At 46.1% G+C, this 15,988-nt stretch carries 18 protein-coding genes; 10 read left to right on the forward strand and 8 right to left on the reverse strand.

Annotation, left to right across the window (positions count from 1 at the left end):
- Positions 1-49: 49 nt before the first annotated feature.
- Positions 50-334 carry a hypothetical protein gene (locus ACYIA1_RS11045; RefSeq protein WP_480335258.1) on the reverse strand — a complete coding sequence of 95 codons (285 nt, stop codon included), beginning with the start codon at positions 332-334 and terminating at the stop codon, positions 50-52.
- Positions 335-676: 342 nt separating this feature from the next.
- Here ACYIA1_RS11045 and ACYIA1_RS11050 point away from each other — a divergent pair, with 342 nt between their 5' ends.
- The 4 genes from ACYIA1_RS11050 (at position 677) to ACYIA1_RS11065 (ending at position 1,885) form a co-directional block, all read left to right on the forward strand.
- Positions 677-913 (forward strand): hypothetical protein, encoded by a 237-nt coding sequence (locus ACYIA1_RS11050; RefSeq protein WP_057327368.1) that lies wholly within the window; start codon positions 677-679, stop codon positions 911-913.
- On the forward strand, positions 880-1,221 hold the full coding sequence (locus ACYIA1_RS11055) for a type II toxin-antitoxin system RelE/ParE family toxin (RefSeq protein WP_044546937.1): 342 nt from the start codon (positions 880-882) through the stop codon (positions 1,219-1,221). The genes ACYIA1_RS11050 and ACYIA1_RS11055 overlap by 34 nt, the downstream gene beginning before the upstream one ends.
- Positions 1,222-1,340: 119 nt before the next feature.
- Positions 1,341-1,574, forward strand: coding sequence for a hypothetical protein (locus ACYIA1_RS11060; RefSeq protein ID WP_008773527.1), 234 nt, complete (start codon positions 1,341-1,343; stop codon positions 1,572-1,574).
- Positions 1,544-1,885 (forward strand): type II toxin-antitoxin system RelE/ParE family toxin, encoded by a 342-nt coding sequence (locus ACYIA1_RS11065; protein ID WP_008773528.1) that lies wholly within the window; start codon positions 1,544-1,546, stop codon positions 1,883-1,885. The genes ACYIA1_RS11060 and ACYIA1_RS11065 overlap by 31 nt, the downstream gene beginning before the upstream one ends.
- A gap of 69 nt (positions 1,886-1,954) precedes the next feature.
- Here the strand turns inward: ACYIA1_RS11065 and ilvC are convergent, their stop codons facing one another.
- The 5 genes from ilvC to ilvD are packed head-to-tail and all read right to left on the reverse strand — an operon-like array spanning position 1,955 to position 7,922.
- Positions 1,955-2,998 (reverse strand): ketol-acid reductoisomerase, encoded by a 1,044-nt coding sequence (ilvC, locus tag ACYIA1_RS11070; RefSeq protein WP_005864389.1) that lies wholly within the window; start codon positions 2,996-2,998, stop codon positions 1,955-1,957.
- Between the two features lie 49 nt (positions 2,999-3,047).
- Positions 3,048-3,773: an acyl-[acyl-carrier-protein] thioesterase gene (locus ACYIA1_RS11075; protein WP_480335262.1), complete on the reverse strand. Its 726-nt coding sequence runs from the start codon at positions 3,771-3,773 to the stop codon at positions 3,048-3,050.
- Between the two features lie 6 nt (positions 3,774-3,779).
- Complete coding sequence (ilvN, locus tag ACYIA1_RS11080; RefSeq protein ID WP_008780057.1) at positions 3,780-4,334, reverse strand: acetolactate synthase small subunit; 555 nt, start codon at positions 4,332-4,334, stop codon at positions 3,780-3,782.
- A gap of 15 nt (positions 4,335-4,349) precedes the next feature.
- Complete coding sequence (ilvB, locus tag ACYIA1_RS11085) at positions 4,350-6,053, reverse strand: biosynthetic-type acetolactate synthase large subunit (protein WP_048927571.1); 1,704 nt, start codon at positions 6,051-6,053, stop codon at positions 4,350-4,352.
- Between the two features lie 33 nt (positions 6,054-6,086).
- Positions 6,087-7,922 (reverse strand): dihydroxy-acid dehydratase, encoded by a 1,836-nt coding sequence (gene ilvD / locus ACYIA1_RS11090; RefSeq protein WP_005864376.1) that lies wholly within the window; start codon positions 7,920-7,922, stop codon positions 6,087-6,089.
- A gap of 1,121 nt (positions 7,923-9,043) precedes the next feature.
- On the opposite strand from ilvD, the gene ACYIA1_RS11095 reads away from it, so the two are divergent.
- The 4 genes from ACYIA1_RS11095 (at position 9,044) to ACYIA1_RS11110 (ending at position 12,356) form a co-directional block, all read left to right on the forward strand.
- Positions 9,044-10,219 carry a MalY/PatB family protein gene (locus ACYIA1_RS11095; RefSeq protein WP_480335265.1) on the forward strand — a complete coding sequence of 392 codons (1,176 nt, stop codon included), beginning with the start codon at positions 9,044-9,046 and terminating at the stop codon, positions 10,217-10,219.
- A gap of 48 nt (positions 10,220-10,267) precedes the next feature.
- Positions 10,268-10,843 carry an FKBP-type peptidyl-prolyl cis-trans isomerase gene (locus ACYIA1_RS11100; protein ID WP_005854436.1) on the forward strand — a complete coding sequence of 192 codons (576 nt, stop codon included), beginning with the start codon at positions 10,268-10,270 and terminating at the stop codon, positions 10,841-10,843.
- A 103-nt stretch (positions 10,844-10,946) separates the two neighbouring features.
- On the forward strand, positions 10,947-12,023 hold the full coding sequence (gene aroC, locus ACYIA1_RS11105; RefSeq protein WP_022192777.1) for a chorismate synthase: 1,077 nt from the start codon (positions 10,947-10,949) through the stop codon (positions 12,021-12,023).
- 12 nt (positions 12,024-12,035) lie between these two features.
- Positions 12,036-12,356 carry a DMT family transporter gene (locus ACYIA1_RS11110; protein WP_005854432.1) on the forward strand — a complete coding sequence of 107 codons (321 nt, stop codon included), beginning with the start codon at positions 12,036-12,038 and terminating at the stop codon, positions 12,354-12,356.
- Between the two features lie 106 nt (positions 12,357-12,462).
- Here the strand turns inward: ACYIA1_RS11110 and rlmH are convergent, their stop codons facing one another.
- The gene (gene rlmH, locus ACYIA1_RS11115) at positions 12,463-12,936 is read right to left on the reverse strand and encodes a 23S rRNA (pseudouridine(1915)-N(3))-methyltransferase RlmH (RefSeq protein WP_005854430.1); all 474 of its coding nucleotides are present in this window, start codon (positions 12,934-12,936) and stop codon (positions 12,463-12,465) included.
- 88 nt (positions 12,937-13,024) lie between these two features.
- Here rlmH and ACYIA1_RS11120 point away from each other — a divergent pair, with 88 nt between their 5' ends.
- Complete coding sequence (locus tag ACYIA1_RS11120; RefSeq protein WP_008780051.1) at positions 13,025-13,396, forward strand: DUF4783 domain-containing protein; 372 nt, start codon at positions 13,025-13,027, stop codon at positions 13,394-13,396.
- Between the two features lie 3 nt (positions 13,397-13,399).
- A complete protein-coding gene (nadC, locus tag ACYIA1_RS11125; protein WP_122370007.1) occupies positions 13,400-14,239 on the forward strand; it encodes a carboxylating nicotinate-nucleotide diphosphorylase in 840 nt (279 codons plus the stop codon).
- A gap of 88 nt (positions 14,240-14,327) precedes the next feature.
- On the opposite strand, the gene ACYIA1_RS11130 is transcribed toward nadC, so the two are convergent.
- A complete protein-coding gene (locus tag ACYIA1_RS11130; RefSeq protein ID WP_196008616.1) occupies positions 14,328-15,077 on the reverse strand; it encodes a hypothetical protein in 750 nt (249 codons plus the stop codon).
- Positions 15,078-15,988 lie beyond the last annotated feature (911 nt).

Genomic DNA, 15,988 nt, shown 5'->3' on the forward strand with positions numbered 1-15,988 from the left:
ATAAATTTATAAATAGGTGTTTTGTATTCATAATACGTATCGGTATCTCTCACCATTCCCGACTTAGCGTGTCGTATTCGTAGGATGGCCTTTTTCCCATGCGCCGAGCGCAAACACGCCGGGCCGGTATGCGGAGGAAATCCTCCGCATACCGGCCCGGCGTATACATATAATAGATCTGGGTTAGCTTGCTTGCTTGCTTGCTTGCTTGCTTGCTTGCTTGCTTGCTTGCTTGCTTGCTTGCTTGCTTGCTTGCTTGCTTGCTTGCTTGCTTGCTTGCTAGACAATTATTCCGATTTATCAAGCGCATACTGATAAAAAAGGTTAACATCATATATCCATCACACATTATCATATGATTTTCATATACTCTTTTAATGTATAAGACGTAGTAAATATAAGAAATAAAAAAATATGTAATAAAGACCTGCACACCCCACACCCCAAAATTCATGCTTATTGTGCGTATATAGCGGATAAGCGATTAAAAATAGCGGTTATGTGACATAAATAAATTTGAATACCATTTTGAGGGGATGGAGACGGGGCACGCCCCGTCTCTACAACTGGGTAATGAGTTAATCCTATAGACCTACTTTTTTCCTTACCAAATATCTTATTACATGGAAATTATTCCATACATTTGCCACTGTACTAATAAATAACAGTTACGACTATGACAAAATTAAGCAACATCCCCGCCAAGGAAACTACGGCCAAGACCGCAAAGACACGTAAGACCAAGACCGGACCCGCAAAGCTCAAGTGGGATCCTACCAAGCCGATGCAATTCACCCAAGAAGAGATCTGGGAACATATCCATGAGATTGAGAAGGGGCCGTTCATGACCCTAGATGAAGGTTTTAAACGTTTTGAGGCATGGAAGCAAGACCTACTCAAAAGCAGGTTATAACCAGTAGTTTATTTTGGGAAAGTTACGATAATGTATATGTTCAAGGCCTTGACTTATTTGGATTCTACCAAGCGGAATTATACGCTAACAAGATAAAATCCATCTTATACGAGTTAGACCAAACCTATCCTTATTATCCCGAATGCCGACACCTAACCACGAAAAGCCGCATGTACCGGAACATCATCCTAGATTCACACCTTATCATCTACCGCATCACCGAGGAACGCATCGAGGTGCTGGACATCGTCCATTCAGCATCCAGCATGCGAAAGATCAAGAAGACTAGGAATATCCACATCGAATAACACGAAGAAAGGCGAGCCACCCATAAGTGACCCGCCTTCTTTTTTACTCATTAAATATCTTATTACATGGAAATTATTCCATACATTTGCCACAGTACTAATTAATAACGATTACGACTATGACAAAATTAAGCAACATCCCCGCCAAGGAAACTACGGCCAAGACCGCAAAGACACGTAAGGCCAAGACCGAGCCCGCAAAGCCCAAGTGGGATCCTACCAAGCCGATGCAATTCACCCAAGAAGAGATCCGGGAACATATCCATGAGATTGAGAAGGGACCGTTCTATCCTATTGAAGAAGTACATCAAAGAATAAGATCATGGATGGACAGCTATCAAGGAAAAAAGTAATCGGTTCTCCCATTTACGAGGAAAGCCTTGAGAGGACTTTCGTGGAAGGCATAGAACGATTCGGTATGTTCCAAGCCCGGAAATATCTTGAGCATATATTGAATACAGTCGAGAAACTAGAAAACGACTATCCTTATTACCCCGAATGCCGACACCTAACCACGAAAAGCCGCATGTACCGGAACATCATCCTAGATTCACACCTTATCATCTACCGCATCACCGAGGAACGCATCGAGGTGCTGGACATCGTCCATTCAGCATCCAGCATGCGAAAGATCAAGAAAACAAAGAATATCCACATCGAATAACACAAAGAAAGGCGAGCCACCCGTAAGTGACCCGCCTCTTTTTGCTGATATATAAGGATTAAGATTGGATTAGTTGTTCTCCGGACGAAGCTTGCGTACAGTAACAGCTGTCTGCCACATCTCGCTCTCGCGCAATGCCTTCAATTCAGCCTCCAATTTCTCACGATAATCTGGCTTAGAGTTTGAGTCGATAGAGATCTGAGCCTCGTTACCGCATTTTACGTTCGCGTACAATTTCTCGACAACCGGCTTGATTGCGTCGTGGAACGGACCCATCCAGTCCAAAGCGCCACGCTGGGCGGTAGTAGAGCAGTTCGCGTACATCCAGTCCATACCATTCTTGGCGAATAAAGGCATCAAGGATTGAGTCAACTCCTCGACCGTCTCGTTGAAAGCCTCAGAAGGAGTGTGTCCATTCTCGCGCAATACCTCATACTGGGCCAACAACAAACCTTGGATAGCGCCCATCAAAGAACCACGCTCACCAGTCAAATCGGAAGTAGCCTCACGGATGAAAGTCGTCTCGAACAAGTAGCCGGAACCGATACCGATACCCAACGCCAACGTACGATCCATCGCCTTGCCGGTAGCGTCTTGATAGATAGCGAAAGAAGAGTTCAAGCCACGACCCTCAAGGAACATGGAACGCAAAGACGTACCAGACCCCTTCGGAGCGACCATGATCACGTCAATATCCGCGGGAGGAACAACGCCCGTACGATCGTTCCAAGTGATCGCGAAACCATGAGAGAAATACAGGGCCTTGCCAGCTGTCAAATAAGGCTTCATCGTAGGCCATACAGACATTACGGCAGCGTCGGACAACAAGCACATGATGATCGTGGCCTTGTCGCAAGCCTCCTCGATACCGAACAGAGTCTCACCCGGAACCCATCCGTCCTCAACCGCTTTATCGTAAGTCTTACCTTGGCGCTGGCCAACGATTACGTTGAAGCCATTGTCACGAAGGTTCAATGACTGTCCCGGTCCCTGTACGCCATAGCCGATAACAGCGATTGTCTCATCTTTTAATATCTCTCTTGCCTTTTCCAACGGAAATTCCTCGCGGGTCATTACATTCTCTACAACACCGCCAAAATTCATTTGTGCCATTTTCTTTTTAACTATTAATGTTTAAAAACCTATTTATGTATCTCTTTTATTATCTCCAAGTAACCGCCGCACGACAGATCGCCTTTCCCTCATGGCAAATAGCCATGTCTTGCTTATCGGGATCGGACTCCGCCTTATGAAGCGTAAGCGGCATACCTTGTTTACCCTCGGATTGGTAGGCGATCTCCAGACGGCCGATCTCACGGGTCTTGAACTGGTCGATATCGAACAAATCCAGCAGATGCTCGATATACTTCACGCTATTGAAGTGACCGTTGATATCCAAGTCGCTGTATTTGATCGAATACAGGATTCCCTCCGCCTTATTCTCCGCCGGCATGATCTTGCCCGGCTTCTCGATCGGACACGGACGCTCGTCGATATATTTGCCCAATGCCTCTATATCCAATAAGGTAGGACGGCGGGTCTCCACGTCGATAGCCGCCCAAATAGAACGGGCGAATCCAAAGGTTTTCCCATTCTCATCCGCCAGCTCAAAACAACGACTGGTGAAGAGGCGTCCGACCTCATCGATCCAAGTGTATAGATTAATCTTATCGAAGGCGGTAGGATATTCCTTCATCTCGATAGCCAGACGGGACAACACCCAAGCCGTATGACGCTCCGACATATCATTGAAACCGAACCCACGCTCTCCGGCATGGCTGGAAGCGGCGTGAATCAAATAGTTACCAATCATAGGGAGCGTTACACGTCCCCTGAAATCCATCAAATACGGCTCCGCCACGAAATGAAATAATCCTACTTTCTCCATATCTTATTATTGTTGCTTTTCATGTAACTTTCGCTCCATATCGGCCAACATATCGCTCAAGCGCTCCACCTTGCTCTTCGTGATAGCCACACGTCCGGAGCGGATGAATTGCAGGACACCGATCGTCTCGCTCAACTCATTGAACAAGGCTTGTGTCTCGTCATAGTGGCCACTCTTCTCCAATACCACGCAGGTCTCGTTCATCTCCAAGATACGGGCGTTGTATTTACGGATCAATCCCTCCACGGTTCCCATCTTGATGAAAAGCTCGGTACTTAGCTTATAAAGAGCGATCTCTTGATAAACCAGATCCTCATCCGTATTATAATAAGCCTTCAAGATATCCACACGTTTATCGATCTGTTTCACCACCTTATCGATCATATCCTCATCGGCGAAGGTCGTGATCGTAAACTTATGGATGCCCTTGATAGCGGACGGAGAGACGGACAGAGTCTCGATGTTCAGCTGTCGGCGTGTAAAGATAATCGTTATCTGGTTCAAAAGACCTACGATATTCTCTGAAAAGATAATAACGGTATATAATTTCTTTGTTGTCATAGCTTCATCTCCTCCTTATTTCTCGTCTCCCATAATCATGTTTGTCACGCTTCCCCCGGCAGGAACCATCGGATATACCATTCCGCAAGTCTCCACGTTAGCGACCAACACGTAAGCGCCGTCGTGGTTTAGCATCTCGGCGATAGCGTCGTCCAATTCCTCCCGCTTTTCAACGGCACGGCCAGCGATACCATAGGCTTTAGCGATCGCCACGAAATCCGGATTCTCCATGATGGTGTTTGAATAACGCTCGTGGAAGAACAATTCTTGCCACTGACGTACCATACCTAAGAAGTTATTATTAAGAATGATAATCTTCACGTTCAGTTTCTCCTGCATGATGGTACCCAATTCCTGAATCGTCATCTGCATACCCCCATCACCGGTAAAGAAGCAGACCGTACGGTCCGGAGCCCCGAACTTAGCGCCCATAGCGGCCGGCAGACCAAATCCCATCGTACCTAAACCTCCGGAAGTCACCACGCTACGGGTTTGTTTATATTTGAAATAGCGGACGCCCATCATCTGGTTCTGCCCAACGTCGGTTACCAATACAGCGTCGTTACCGGTCGCCTCGGAAACCTTACGGACTACCTCGCCCATTTTCAGTTGGCCCTCGGTCGGATACAATTCCTTCTCGATTACCTTATCGTATTCCTCTTTCTCGTCCCGATCGAACTCGGCATTCCATTCCGGACGTTTACGTTCTTCCAACAACGCCGTGATCATCGGTATCGTGTGCTTGGCATTACCCAGCACCTTTACATCCACGGCAACATTCTTGCCTATTTCCGAGTTATCGATATCCAGATGGATAATCTTGGCTTGCTTAGCGTATGTCTTTAAATCGCCAGTCACACGGTCGTCGAAACGCATACCGATAGCGATCAATACATCACACTCATTCGTTTTCCGGTTCGGCCCTACGTTTCCATGCATGCCGAGCATTCCCTTGTTCAATGGGAAATCGGTTGGCAACGCGGATAAGCCCAATACCGTAGATCCGGCAGGTATATCATTCTTTTGGAGAAACGCTTTCAATTCCTCTTCCGCACCGCCTAACAATACTCCCTGTCCGACCAGACAGAAGGGTTTCTTCGCCTCATTGATTAAATCGGCGGCGGCCTTGATACGATCCTTATTGATATCCGGCTCCGGTTGATAACTACGTACGTAATCGACCTTCTTATATTCATATTCCACCAACCCTACTTGCGCATCCTTCGCTAAATCCAGCACAACTGGACCCGGACGGCCTGTAGAAGCGATATAAAAAGCACGAGAAACAGCCCATGCGATCTCCTCCGGCTTGCGGATTTGATAAGCCCATTTCGTGATCGGTTGCGTGATGCCAATCACGTCGACTTCCTGAAAAGCATCGGTTCCCAACAACGGCGAGGGTACTTGACCGGCGATTACGACCATTGGCGTACTATCCATCAGCGCATCAGCGATACCCGTGATGGTATTCGTAGCGCCCGGGCCGGAAGTAACCAACGTCACTCCTACCTTGCCAGATACACGGGCATATCCTTGAGCCGCATGGGTAGCGCCTTGCTCGTGGCGCACCAATACATGCCTCAACTGGTCCCTATAATCATATAAACTGTCGTAAATAGGTATCGCCTGTCCGCCGGGATAACCGAAGATAGTATCTACTCCTTCAGCAATCAACGCTTTCAGCAAAGCTTCCGAACCGGTTATCTTTTGTTTCTCCATAAAAAATAACGTGTTTAATGTATATTATTGGCTTTAATCTTCAACAATCCTTACACCTCCCTTATCGGCGGAGCTAACCATCTTCCCGTACGCTCTCAACGCTTTCGAGACCTCACGCTGACGCGTCGGCGGCGTAAAGGCTTTCTTTCCACGTGCCTCTTCCGCCTTACGGCGCTCGGCCAACTCCTCGTCGCTCAACCGCACGTTGATGGAACGTTCCGGGATATTGATCTCGATGATATCCCCGTCTCTCACCAGTCCGATAGCGCCACCGGAAGCGGCCTCGGGAGAGATATGCCCGATAGAAAGACCGGACGTACCGCCACTGAAACGACCATCCGTGATCAAGGCGCACTCCTTACCTAAGTGACGGCTCTTTATATAAGAGGTAGGATATAACATCTCTTGCATTCCCGGCCCCCCTTTCGGACCCTCATACGTGATGACGACCACATCGCCTGAAACGACCTTGCCTCCTAAAATGCCCTCGCAAGCGGCATCCTGTGAATCGAAGACTTTCGCCGGGCCGGAGAATTTCCAAATACTCTCATCCACACCGGCGGTTTTTACGACACATCCGTCCAAGGCGATATTCCCTCTCAAAACAGCCAAGCCGCCATCCTTGGAATAAGCGTGCTCCACGTCACGGATACAACCTTCGGCACGATCCGTATCTAATTCCTTATAATAAGATTCTTGGGAACCCATCTGGATACTGAACCGATGAGCGGGAGCGCTCTTGTATTTACGGATCGCCTCCTCCGTTACGTTCGGGGAAGTGACGGCGTATTTATCAACAGCCTCGGCCAAGGTCAGGCCGTCCGCACGTCTCGTGCTGCCATCCACAAGCCCGGCTTTCATCAACTCGTTCATGATACCGAGGATTCCACCGGCACGGTTTACGTCTTGTACATGATAAGTGTGCGTATTCGGGGCTACCTTACACAGGCAAGGAGTCTTGCGGGATAACATATCGATATCCTCCATATGAAAATCGGCGCCGGCTTCTTGTGCCACGGCCAATAAGTGAAGCACCGTATTGGTAGACCCCCCCATGGCGATATCCAGAGACATGGCGTTCAAGAAAGCCTGACGGGTAGCGATGTTGCGAGGTAACACGGAATCATCCCCGTCACGATAGTATTTGTAAGCGTTCTCAACGATTTGCTTAGCCGCGTCACGGAAAAGTTGGATACGGTTCTTATGGGTAGCCACGATCGTCCCGTTACCCGGAAGCGCCAGACCGATCGCCTCGTTCAAGCAGTTCATAGAGTTAGCGGTAAACATACCGGAACAACAACCGCAACCCGGACACGCATGGCGTTCCACCTGCTCGATACGCTCATCGCTTACCGATGTATCGGCAGACTCAATCATCGCATCGATCAAATCAAGATGGCGGCCATCCAGCTCACCTGCCTCCATCGGGCCACCGGACACGAACACCGTCGGGATATTTAATCGCATGGAAGCCATAAGCATACCCGGCGTGATCTTATCGCAATTGCTGATGCAAACCATAGCGTCCGCCTTATGGGCATTTACCATATATTCCACGCTGTCCGCGATAATGTCGCGTGAAGGAAGCGAGTAAAGCATCCCATCGTGCCCCATAGCGATACCGTCGTCGATAGCGATCGTATTAAATTCAGCGGCGAAACAACCTTGTTTCTCGATCTCGGCCTTGACCAATTGCCCGATCTCATGCAAATGCGTATGCCCCGGCACGAACTGGGTAAATGAATTTACGATAGCGATAATAGGCTTGCCGAACTGTTCCTCTTTCATCCCGTTGGCACGCCATAGCGCACGGGCTCCGGCCATCCTACGACCTTCGGTGCTAAATGAGCTTCTTAACGGATTCTTCATCTCTTTCCTATTTTTTGTTCGTAGAGCGCTTTATCCACGCCTCTACCTTGATTTATTTATAATAAAAAAGCCTTTCCCTATATGGAGAAAGGCTTAAGAAATATCTCTACGACTTCACAACTTCTTACACACCTTTCTCCTTACCTACTAATGACTAGAAGGACCACCACGAGAATAATATGCAATACGTTGTTCATCATCTTTTCTTATTGTCTTTGTTTGTTTGACGCTGCAAATGTAGAACAATAATTGATATGCGCAAAGGATTTAAAAGAAAATTCTTCATTTTTCTTTCAATTCTCAAGCAAATACCATTTTAGGATTGCATTTTAACAGGAGCAAGAGTGTATTACTTAGGAATCGGAAGGTATAGAAGGGAAAAAACTTCGATTTCCAAACAGAAACAGTAAAAAGACAAATGTTATCTAAAACAGATCCCAGATAACATTTTTATCAGATAACACGACTTACGATAACACGTATCTCATAAGAAAATCCTATTCTAGCGATAAAAAAGATACATATAAACTCTAAATCACATATTTATTAACACTTGTAGACTATAAATAGCCTTGAAAAAATTCATAATAGTGTTCTAGAAAAAACATAAGAAAGTTTTCTGAAGAACATAAGGAAGAAATTTCATCTAGTATCGGACTAAATTTTGTTAACATTCGAATGAAAATCACCTAAAATCAAGACTAAATCCGGCATAACCCACGCTAGAAGCAGCTCAAGCAAAGACATTTTCAAAATGACTTTCAGACAGAGAAAGCCTTAAATACTCAACCGATAGACAGCTATTCAAACATCAATCATAAAAAAGACCAACAACACCTGCATTCAAACATCATTCTGATTTACACAACCATCAAATGCTTGCGCTTTTTCCGTGCGACCAAGCCCCCGCCCCATAATTCATCACCCACAGAGAGCAATAATAACACTTTGACATTTTGCCAGTTCACGGTTTGATAAGCCATTTAAGTAAACGATTCATTAAATATATCGCCGATTTCCTAATATACAGCATTTCATACTTTGATTTGGATAAACAATAAATATAATAATTTGTATCTTTGACCCCAATAGCAATTAAGAAACTGATCGTTAATAAAAATATGAAACACTACAACTTCGACGAAGTTATCGAACGGCATGGGACGAGTTGCGTGAAATTCGACCGTTTGAAAGAGATGTTCGGTGACGAGAATCTGATACCACTATGGGTGGCGGATATGGATTTCCGCACACCGGACTTTATTGTAGAGGCCCTGAAGAAACGTTGTGAGCACGAGATATTCGGCTATACATTCGGCTCCGACGAGTATTACGAGAGTATCATCAATTGGGTACACTACAAACATAACTGGAAAATACAACGGGAATGGATCAGCTATATCCCCGGAATCGTAAAGGGAATCGCTTTCGCTATCCAATGCTTTACGCAAAAAGGAGATAAGGTCATCATCCAGCCCCCTGTTTATCAACCGTTCCGCATCGTTCCGGAAAAAATGAAGCGTGAGGTCGTTTATAATCCGCTAAAGATGGTAGATGGTGTTTATGAGATGGATTTCGATCATCTTGAATCTATTATAGATGATAAATGCAAGGTATTGATCCTCTGCAACCCTCACAATCCGGGTGGGATCGTCTGGAAAAAGGAAACCTTGGTCCGCTTGGCCGAGATTTGCGCCAAGCACAATATTTTGGTTATCTCCGATGAGATTCATGCGGAAATGGCCTATCCTCAGTATACGCATTATCCATTTGCCTCCGTATCGGATACTGTCGCTTCTTGCAGCATAACTTTCATGGCACCGAGCAAGACGTTCAATATCGCCGGTATCGTGACTTCCTACGCAATCGTTCCCAATGATCGCATCCGGGAAGAATTTTATTCTTTCCTTGAGGCCGGAGAGTTTGGCGATGGCACGATCTTCGCTTATACGGCGACAACCGCCGCTTACACCTATGGCGCCGAATGGTTGCAACAAATGCGAATGTATATCATGGAGAATGTACGTTTCGTGGAAGAGTTCATGAAACTACATCTCCCCAAGATAAAAGTTTACCAGTCCCAAGCCTCCTTCCTCGTTTGGTTGGATTGCAGGGAACTGAAATTAAGTCAAGATGAACTCGTACACCTGTTCAAAGACAAAGCCGGACTAGCGCTGAACGACGGAAGTATCTTCGGCCCCGGGGGAGAAGGCCATATGCGTTTGAACATTGGCTGCCCCCGCTCTGTTTTAGATAAAGCGATGAACGCTCTTAAAAAGGCGGTGGATAAGAAATAAAATCGTATCTTTGCGAGCATTTCTATACATATTTAAAATACAAGACAAATGAAAATTACAGCAAACAAATACGTTGCGGTTACATACGACCTGAACGTTGGCGAAGGTGAAGAACGTGAGTTAATGGAAAAAGCGACGGTCGAGGCTCCTTTGAAATTCATCTACGGAACAGGCATGATGCTTCCGGCATTCGAGAAAGCCTTGAACGGGCTGGAAGTAGGTGGCACGTTCAACTTCTCCATCGAGCCAGCCGAGGCTTATGGCGAATATAACGAGGAGCACGTATTGGATCTTCCGAAGAATATCTTCGAGGTGGACGGTAAATTCGACGCCGAGATGATCAAGGAAGGTAATACCGTCCCAATGATGGATTCTAATGGCAACCGTATGAACGGCTCTGTATTGGAAGTGAAGGATGATATCGTGGTAATGGACTTCAACCATCCGTTGGCTGGCGAGACTTTGCATTTCAGCGGCGAGGTAATCGACGTACACGAACCGACAGCGGAAGAGATCGCAGCCTTCTCCGCTCCCGCAGGTGGATGCAGTTGCGGTTGCGACGATTGCGGTAGCGATTGTGGCGATAACCACGAGGGTGGTTGTGGTTGTGGTGGATGCCACTAAATAATGGGAAATTGAGAATTGAAAATTGAAAATTAGGAGAAGTGCCTAATCATCGGCTTTTGATTCTCAATTTTCAGTTTTCAATTTTCAATTAGACAAAGCGGTGAATACTTTTGGTAATATTTATAGATTAACATCGTTCGGCGAATCGCACGGCCCCGGTATCGGCGGCGTGATCGACGGATGCCCAGCCGGGATCGAATTAGATACGGCATTCATCCAGCAAGAGCTGAACCGTCGTAAACCGGGACAATCCCGTATCACGACCCCCCGTAAAGAGGATGATGAGGTACAGTTTCTTTCCGGTATCTACGAGGGAAAGACAACCGGCACGCCGATAGGTTTCATCATCTGGAACAAAAACCAACATTCCTCGGACTATGACAATATGAAAACGGTTTACCGTCCTTCCCATGCTGATTATACCTATCAAACGAAATATGGAATCCGTGATCCCCGTGGAGGTGGACGTTCGTCCGCCCGGGAAACGATCGCTCGTTGCGTGGCTGGAGCCATCGCTAAACTCGCCCTTAAGCAATACGGCATACAGATTCAAGCTTATACCTCGCAGGTCGGCCCGATCCAATTAGCGGGTAGTTACCAAGATTATGATCTAAGCTTGACGGAGGAGAGCGACGTACGTTGCCCGGACCCGAAGACCGCCTCAGAGATGGAAACCTTGATCGCCGAGGTCAAATCAAAAGGAGATACGATCGGCGGTGTTATTACCTGTGTGGCGAAAGGGGTTCCCGTCGGATTGGGAGAGCCTGTGTTCGGCAAGTTACATGCCGCGTTGGGACATGCGATGCTTACGATCAACGCCGTGAAGGGCTTCGAGTATGGAGACGGATTCAACGCCGCCTTCTTCCGCGGATCGGAAAGGAACGATCGCTTTTTCAATGATAACGGGCATATCAATACTCGTACCAATAATTCCGGCGGTATCCAAGGAGGGATCTCCAACGGACAAGATATTTATTTCCGGGTAGCCTTTAAATCGGTCGCTACGATCTTGATGGAACAAGAAACGGTTAACATGGAGGGAGAGGATACGATATTAAAGGCACGCGGACGTCATGATCCATGCGTATTGCCTCGTGCGGTACCTATCGTCGAGTCTATGACCGCCATGACTTTATTGGATTATTTATTGATCCAGAAGACACGGGAAAACTTTTAAGACTAATTCTATATGGCTTGGATTCTGTTAATTATAGCCGGATTATTCGAGATCGGCTGGCCGCTGGGCTTTAAATTAGCAAGTATGCATTCCAAATATTTTATTTGGTTTATAGGTTTATCGATCTTATCCATGGGCTTAAGCGGTTATTTCTTATATCTCGCCCAGAAAAGCATCCCGATCGGTACGGCTTATGTAATCTGGACCGGGATCGGGGCTATAGGGACTGTTCTTCTTGGAATCTTGTTTTTCCATGATTCCGCGAATATATTCAGATTATTGTTCTTATCCTTGATATTGATAGGGATCGTCGGCCTGAAATTAGTCCATTAATCCGGGAGAAAAACACCAGTATTCGCATAGCCTCACGGCAGTATCGGTGTGAACTTACGCCAGTATAGGCGTAGGGCTATGCGGATACCGGCGTTAAACGATGCGGTTATTCATGATGGTAAGGCTCGTTATTCAAGATCGTCATCGCCCGGTAAATCTGCTCGATAAAGATCAATCGGATCATCTGGTGGGAAAAAGTCATCTTGCTCAACGAGATCTTTTCCGATGCCGCCTTATACACGGCCTCACTAAAACCGTAAGGACCGCCCACCACAAATACCAAGCGTTTCGGGACCGTATGCATTTTCTTTTCCAGATAAGTAGAAAATTGCATGGAGGTGAACTCCTTCCCTTTCTCGTCCAGCAACACCAAATAATCGCCGGGCTGCAAAGCCTTTAAAATCAATTCGCCCTCTTTCTCCTTTTGCTGCGCCTCTGAGAGGTTCTTCACGTTCTTTATATCCGGTATGACTTCCATTTCAAAGGGTATATAATGCGTCAAGCGATTTTTATACTCATTGATAGCCTCCACAAAATAACCGGCATCCGTCTTACCAATCACAATCAGTCCAATCTTCATCTACTTACATTTACAGGTTTAGAAAGGCTAAGTTACAAGAAAAATACATACCTTTGCCACTAATTACTCAATAAAATAAAGAAAGCTTATGAAACGACTCTTACTTACATTCGCCTTGATATTCGCATTCGTATGTGCGCAGGCGGCGGATATTACCAGTATATCAAATGCTTTCAAGGCAGGAAATGCCTCCTCTCTATCCGGTGCTATGGATAAGGTGGTGGATGTAGCCTTGCCCGGTTCCTCTAAGAAATGTAACGGAAGTGAGGCCGTCTCTATGTTGTCCTCATTTTTCAGCTCGAATAAGCCTTCCGGATTCTCGGTCGTACATCATGCGGATAAAAAGGAAAGCGGTTTCCTTGTCGGAAAGCTTCCGACGTCTTCCGGTGAGTACCGTGTAAACATCACGTACCGTGCCGAAGGGAATACAGCGATTATACAATCAATCAGAATAGAATAAAAGATGGACAAACTTATTGACGACTTAATCAAATTAGCGTTTGCCGAGGATATTGGCGATGGTGATCATACCACCTTATGTTGCATCCCCGAGACAGCGATGGGGAAAAGCCAGCTGATCATCAAGGAAGATGGCGTATTGGCCGGCGTGGAAATGGCTAAACGTATCTTCCACGACTTCGATCCGGAACTGAAAATGACGGTCTTTATACAAGACGGAGCCGAAGTGAAAAAAGGGGATATAGCGTTCGTGGTGGAAGGTAAGATCCAATCCTTATTGCAGACTGAGCGGTTGATGCTGAACGTTATGCAACGCATGAGCGGTATCGCTACTACGACTCGTAAATACGCCAAGGCGTTAGAAGGCACCAAGACACACGTTCTAGATACTCGCAAGACAACTCCCGGTATGCGTATGATCGAGAAAGAGGCCGTACGTATCGGTGGCGGCATGAACCATCGCATCGGTTTGTTCGATATGATCTTATTGAAAGATAATCATGTGGATTTCGCCGGCGGCATCGAGCAAGCGATCACACGTGCGCAAAACTATCTGAAAGAGAAAGGAAAGAGCCTAAAGATCGAGATCGAGGTTCGTAACTTCGACGAGTTGGAACAAGCCATGAAAGTAGGCGGTATCGATCGTATCATGTTGGATAATTTCAATATCGAGAATACAAAAGAAGCGGTTCGCCGCATCAACGGACGTTTCGAGGTAGAGTCTTCCGGCGGTATCACGTTCGCCACATTACGTGATTACGCGGAATGTGGCGTAGACTTCATCTCCGTAGGAGCTTTGACTCACTCCGTGAAGAGCTTGGACATGAGCTTCAAGGCTTGCTAATAGAGCTTGCGCTTTAATCAAATAGAAGCTGCTCCCGCAAGGAACAATCCTTTAAGGGCAGCTTTTTTATCACGCCTCAAGCTCACCTCTATTCGTCCAATGCCCAAGAGAGTAAATCCAGCATATACGCCCGGCTATCTTTCCCCCACCAACGAGTGTCCATCTTGTTCATGACCAAACGTTCACCATCGGGAAATCCCAAAAGCAACCCGACCATCGTATCTCCTCCGGCATAGAACTTTCCTCCGTTGTCAAGTTCCACATACGAGCCATGCAGATAACCTCCTTCCATACATACGCTCACCGGTATCCCTCCTGTCATAACACACGCTCCGCTATAAGGGATCTCGTACCGCCGCTTGAATATCTTGCTCGGAAACGAGACCGCTCCCACGTTACCCGGCAAGGGAACATCCTCGCCAAACTCGATTCCGAAAGCCCGGGAGACATCGTTGGCCCCATAGCGTTTATTATCTACCCGATGATTATCATCGATAAAGAAGAGCAAAGAACCGCCTTGCCTCACATATTCCACCAAATCCCTCTTCTCCGTATCCGTCAAGTCTTTCTGCAACTGGCTGGAAAGCGGGGAAAGCATCAATAATACATCCACATCTTTCAGAAGATCGAGCGTTATCTCGGTACTGTCATTCACGACCAAATCCGCCCCGAGCTCAGCCGCCATCGCGGTATAGGCAGGGATCACCGTCGGATAGGTCTCGTAGCCCACATATGTATCCGTACACTGGCTATGCGAGAGGTCGAACATGATTTTCTTGTTTTGGGCGTTCAATCCCACCACGCAAAGCAATAAGATAAAAGCGATTATTCTTTTCATTTTCATTTGTTTTTATGATTAATAATTCCTATTCGCTAAGACTCGGACGTGCTTACACATTGTATCCTCACGATGCGAATGTACTCAATTAGTATTTAACAAACAATGAGTTACATATATGAAAGCTAGTTACACGCAAGTCACTATTGTAGAGTACCAAAGGATTAGAGAGAGTTAAAGTTTTTAAAACGCCCCCAAGAGCAACGATAAGGTCATGCAATAAACTTACCAAGATATTCTTTCTTCCTTCTCGCTCCTGATATCCTTTTGCTTTCCTTTTGACAAATTGTAATTTAAACTCCCGGAGAATCGTTTTTTCCGTGCAGAGATACAGACTGCTTTCAAATTCACGTTAAAATATATTTAGCGCACTCACCATTAGGAATATATAGAAAAATCTCCTTCCATTCTAGCGAAAAAACAGTTGCCAATTCGCCCAAATCAAGCTGCTTCGGGCTATTCTACCGGCTTTCAATGGGGAAGTAAGCAGGTTACGATGCCTATTCAAGTAGGTTTATAATCCAATTCTTATAGGTTTACAATGCCCAACGGCATGGTTTAAACCCTAAAACAGCAGCTTTCCTACGCAAAAACAGCTGTTTTTTGCCCAAAACAACCACTTATCCCCTTGTCTTACCCTCTATTCCGTGCCCGTTTCAAGAAGACCGTGTCATGATATCGCCCCTTAAAGGATCAAATAGTTTACAATCCATAAAAAAGAAGAACACTTTGCTCCGTTAACACTTCATCCATACCATCATCTTTACCACACAATAAGCGATCACACGTACATTCTATAAAAAAACAGCCTGGAGAAGATCAACTTCTTGAGGCTGTTTTTCCTATATCTACCCTATTATCTTGATTCACTATCATTTCTGATAGAACTATTATCATTTTTAAAACATTGC

Source organism: Parabacteroides sp. KHUB-02 (genome assembly GCF_056640955.1).

What these genes read in the sequence shown, in the direction of transcription:
- ACYIA1_RS11045 (WP_480335258.1), bottom strand. Translation starts at nt 334, where the DNA reads ATGATGTTAACCTTTTTTATCAGTATGCGCTTGATAAATCGGAATAAT.
- ACYIA1_RS11050 (WP_057327368.1), top strand. Translation starts at nt 677, where the DNA reads ATGACAAAATTAAGCAACATCCCCGCCAAGGAAACTACGGCCAAGACC.
- ACYIA1_RS11055 (WP_044546937.1), top strand. Translation starts at nt 880, where the DNA reads ATGGAAGCAAGACCTACTCAAAAGCAGGTTATAACCAGTAGTTTATTT.
- ACYIA1_RS11060 (WP_008773527.1), top strand. Translation starts at nt 1,341, where the DNA reads ATGACAAAATTAAGCAACATCCCCGCCAAGGAAACTACGGCCAAGACC.
- ACYIA1_RS11065 (WP_008773528.1), top strand. Translation starts at nt 1,544, where the DNA reads ATGGATGGACAGCTATCAAGGAAAAAAGTAATCGGTTCTCCCATTTAC.
- ilvC (WP_005864389.1), bottom strand. Translation starts at nt 2,998, where the DNA reads ATGGCACAAATGAATTTTGGCGGTGTTGTAGAGAATGTAATGACCCGC.
- ACYIA1_RS11075 (WP_480335262.1), bottom strand. Translation starts at nt 3,773, where the DNA reads ATGGAGAAAGTAGGATTATTTCATTTCGTGGCGGAGCCGTATTTGATG.
- ilvN (WP_008780057.1), bottom strand. Translation starts at nt 4,334, where the DNA reads ATGACAACAAAGAAATTATATACCGTTATTATCTTTTCAGAGAATATC.
- ilvB (WP_048927571.1), bottom strand. Translation starts at nt 6,053, where the DNA reads ATGGAGAAACAAAAGATAACCGGTTCGGAAGCTTTGCTGAAAGCGTTG.
- ilvD (WP_005864376.1), bottom strand. Translation starts at nt 7,922, where the DNA reads ATGAAGAATCCGTTAAGAAGCTCATTTAGCACCGAAGGTCGTAGGATG.
- ACYIA1_RS11095 (WP_480335265.1), top strand. Translation starts at nt 9,044, where the DNA reads ATGAAACACTACAACTTCGACGAAGTTATCGAACGGCATGGGACGAGT.
- ACYIA1_RS11100 (WP_005854436.1), top strand. Translation starts at nt 10,268, where the DNA reads ATGAAAATTACAGCAAACAAATACGTTGCGGTTACATACGACCTGAAC.
- ACYIA1_RS11110 (WP_005854432.1), top strand. Translation starts at nt 12,036, where the DNA reads ATGGCTTGGATTCTGTTAATTATAGCCGGATTATTCGAGATCGGCTGG.
- rlmH (WP_005854430.1), bottom strand. Translation starts at nt 12,936, where the DNA reads ATGAAGATTGGACTGATTGTGATTGGTAAGACGGATGCCGGTTATTTT.
- ACYIA1_RS11120 (WP_008780051.1), top strand. Translation starts at nt 13,025, where the DNA reads ATGAAACGACTCTTACTTACATTCGCCTTGATATTCGCATTCGTATGT.
- nadC (WP_122370007.1), top strand. Translation starts at nt 13,400, where the DNA reads ATGGACAAACTTATTGACGACTTAATCAAATTAGCGTTTGCCGAGGAT.
- ACYIA1_RS11130 (WP_196008616.1), bottom strand. Translation starts at nt 15,077, where the DNA reads ATGAAAAGAATAATCGCTTTTATCTTATTGCTTTGCGTGGTGGGATTG.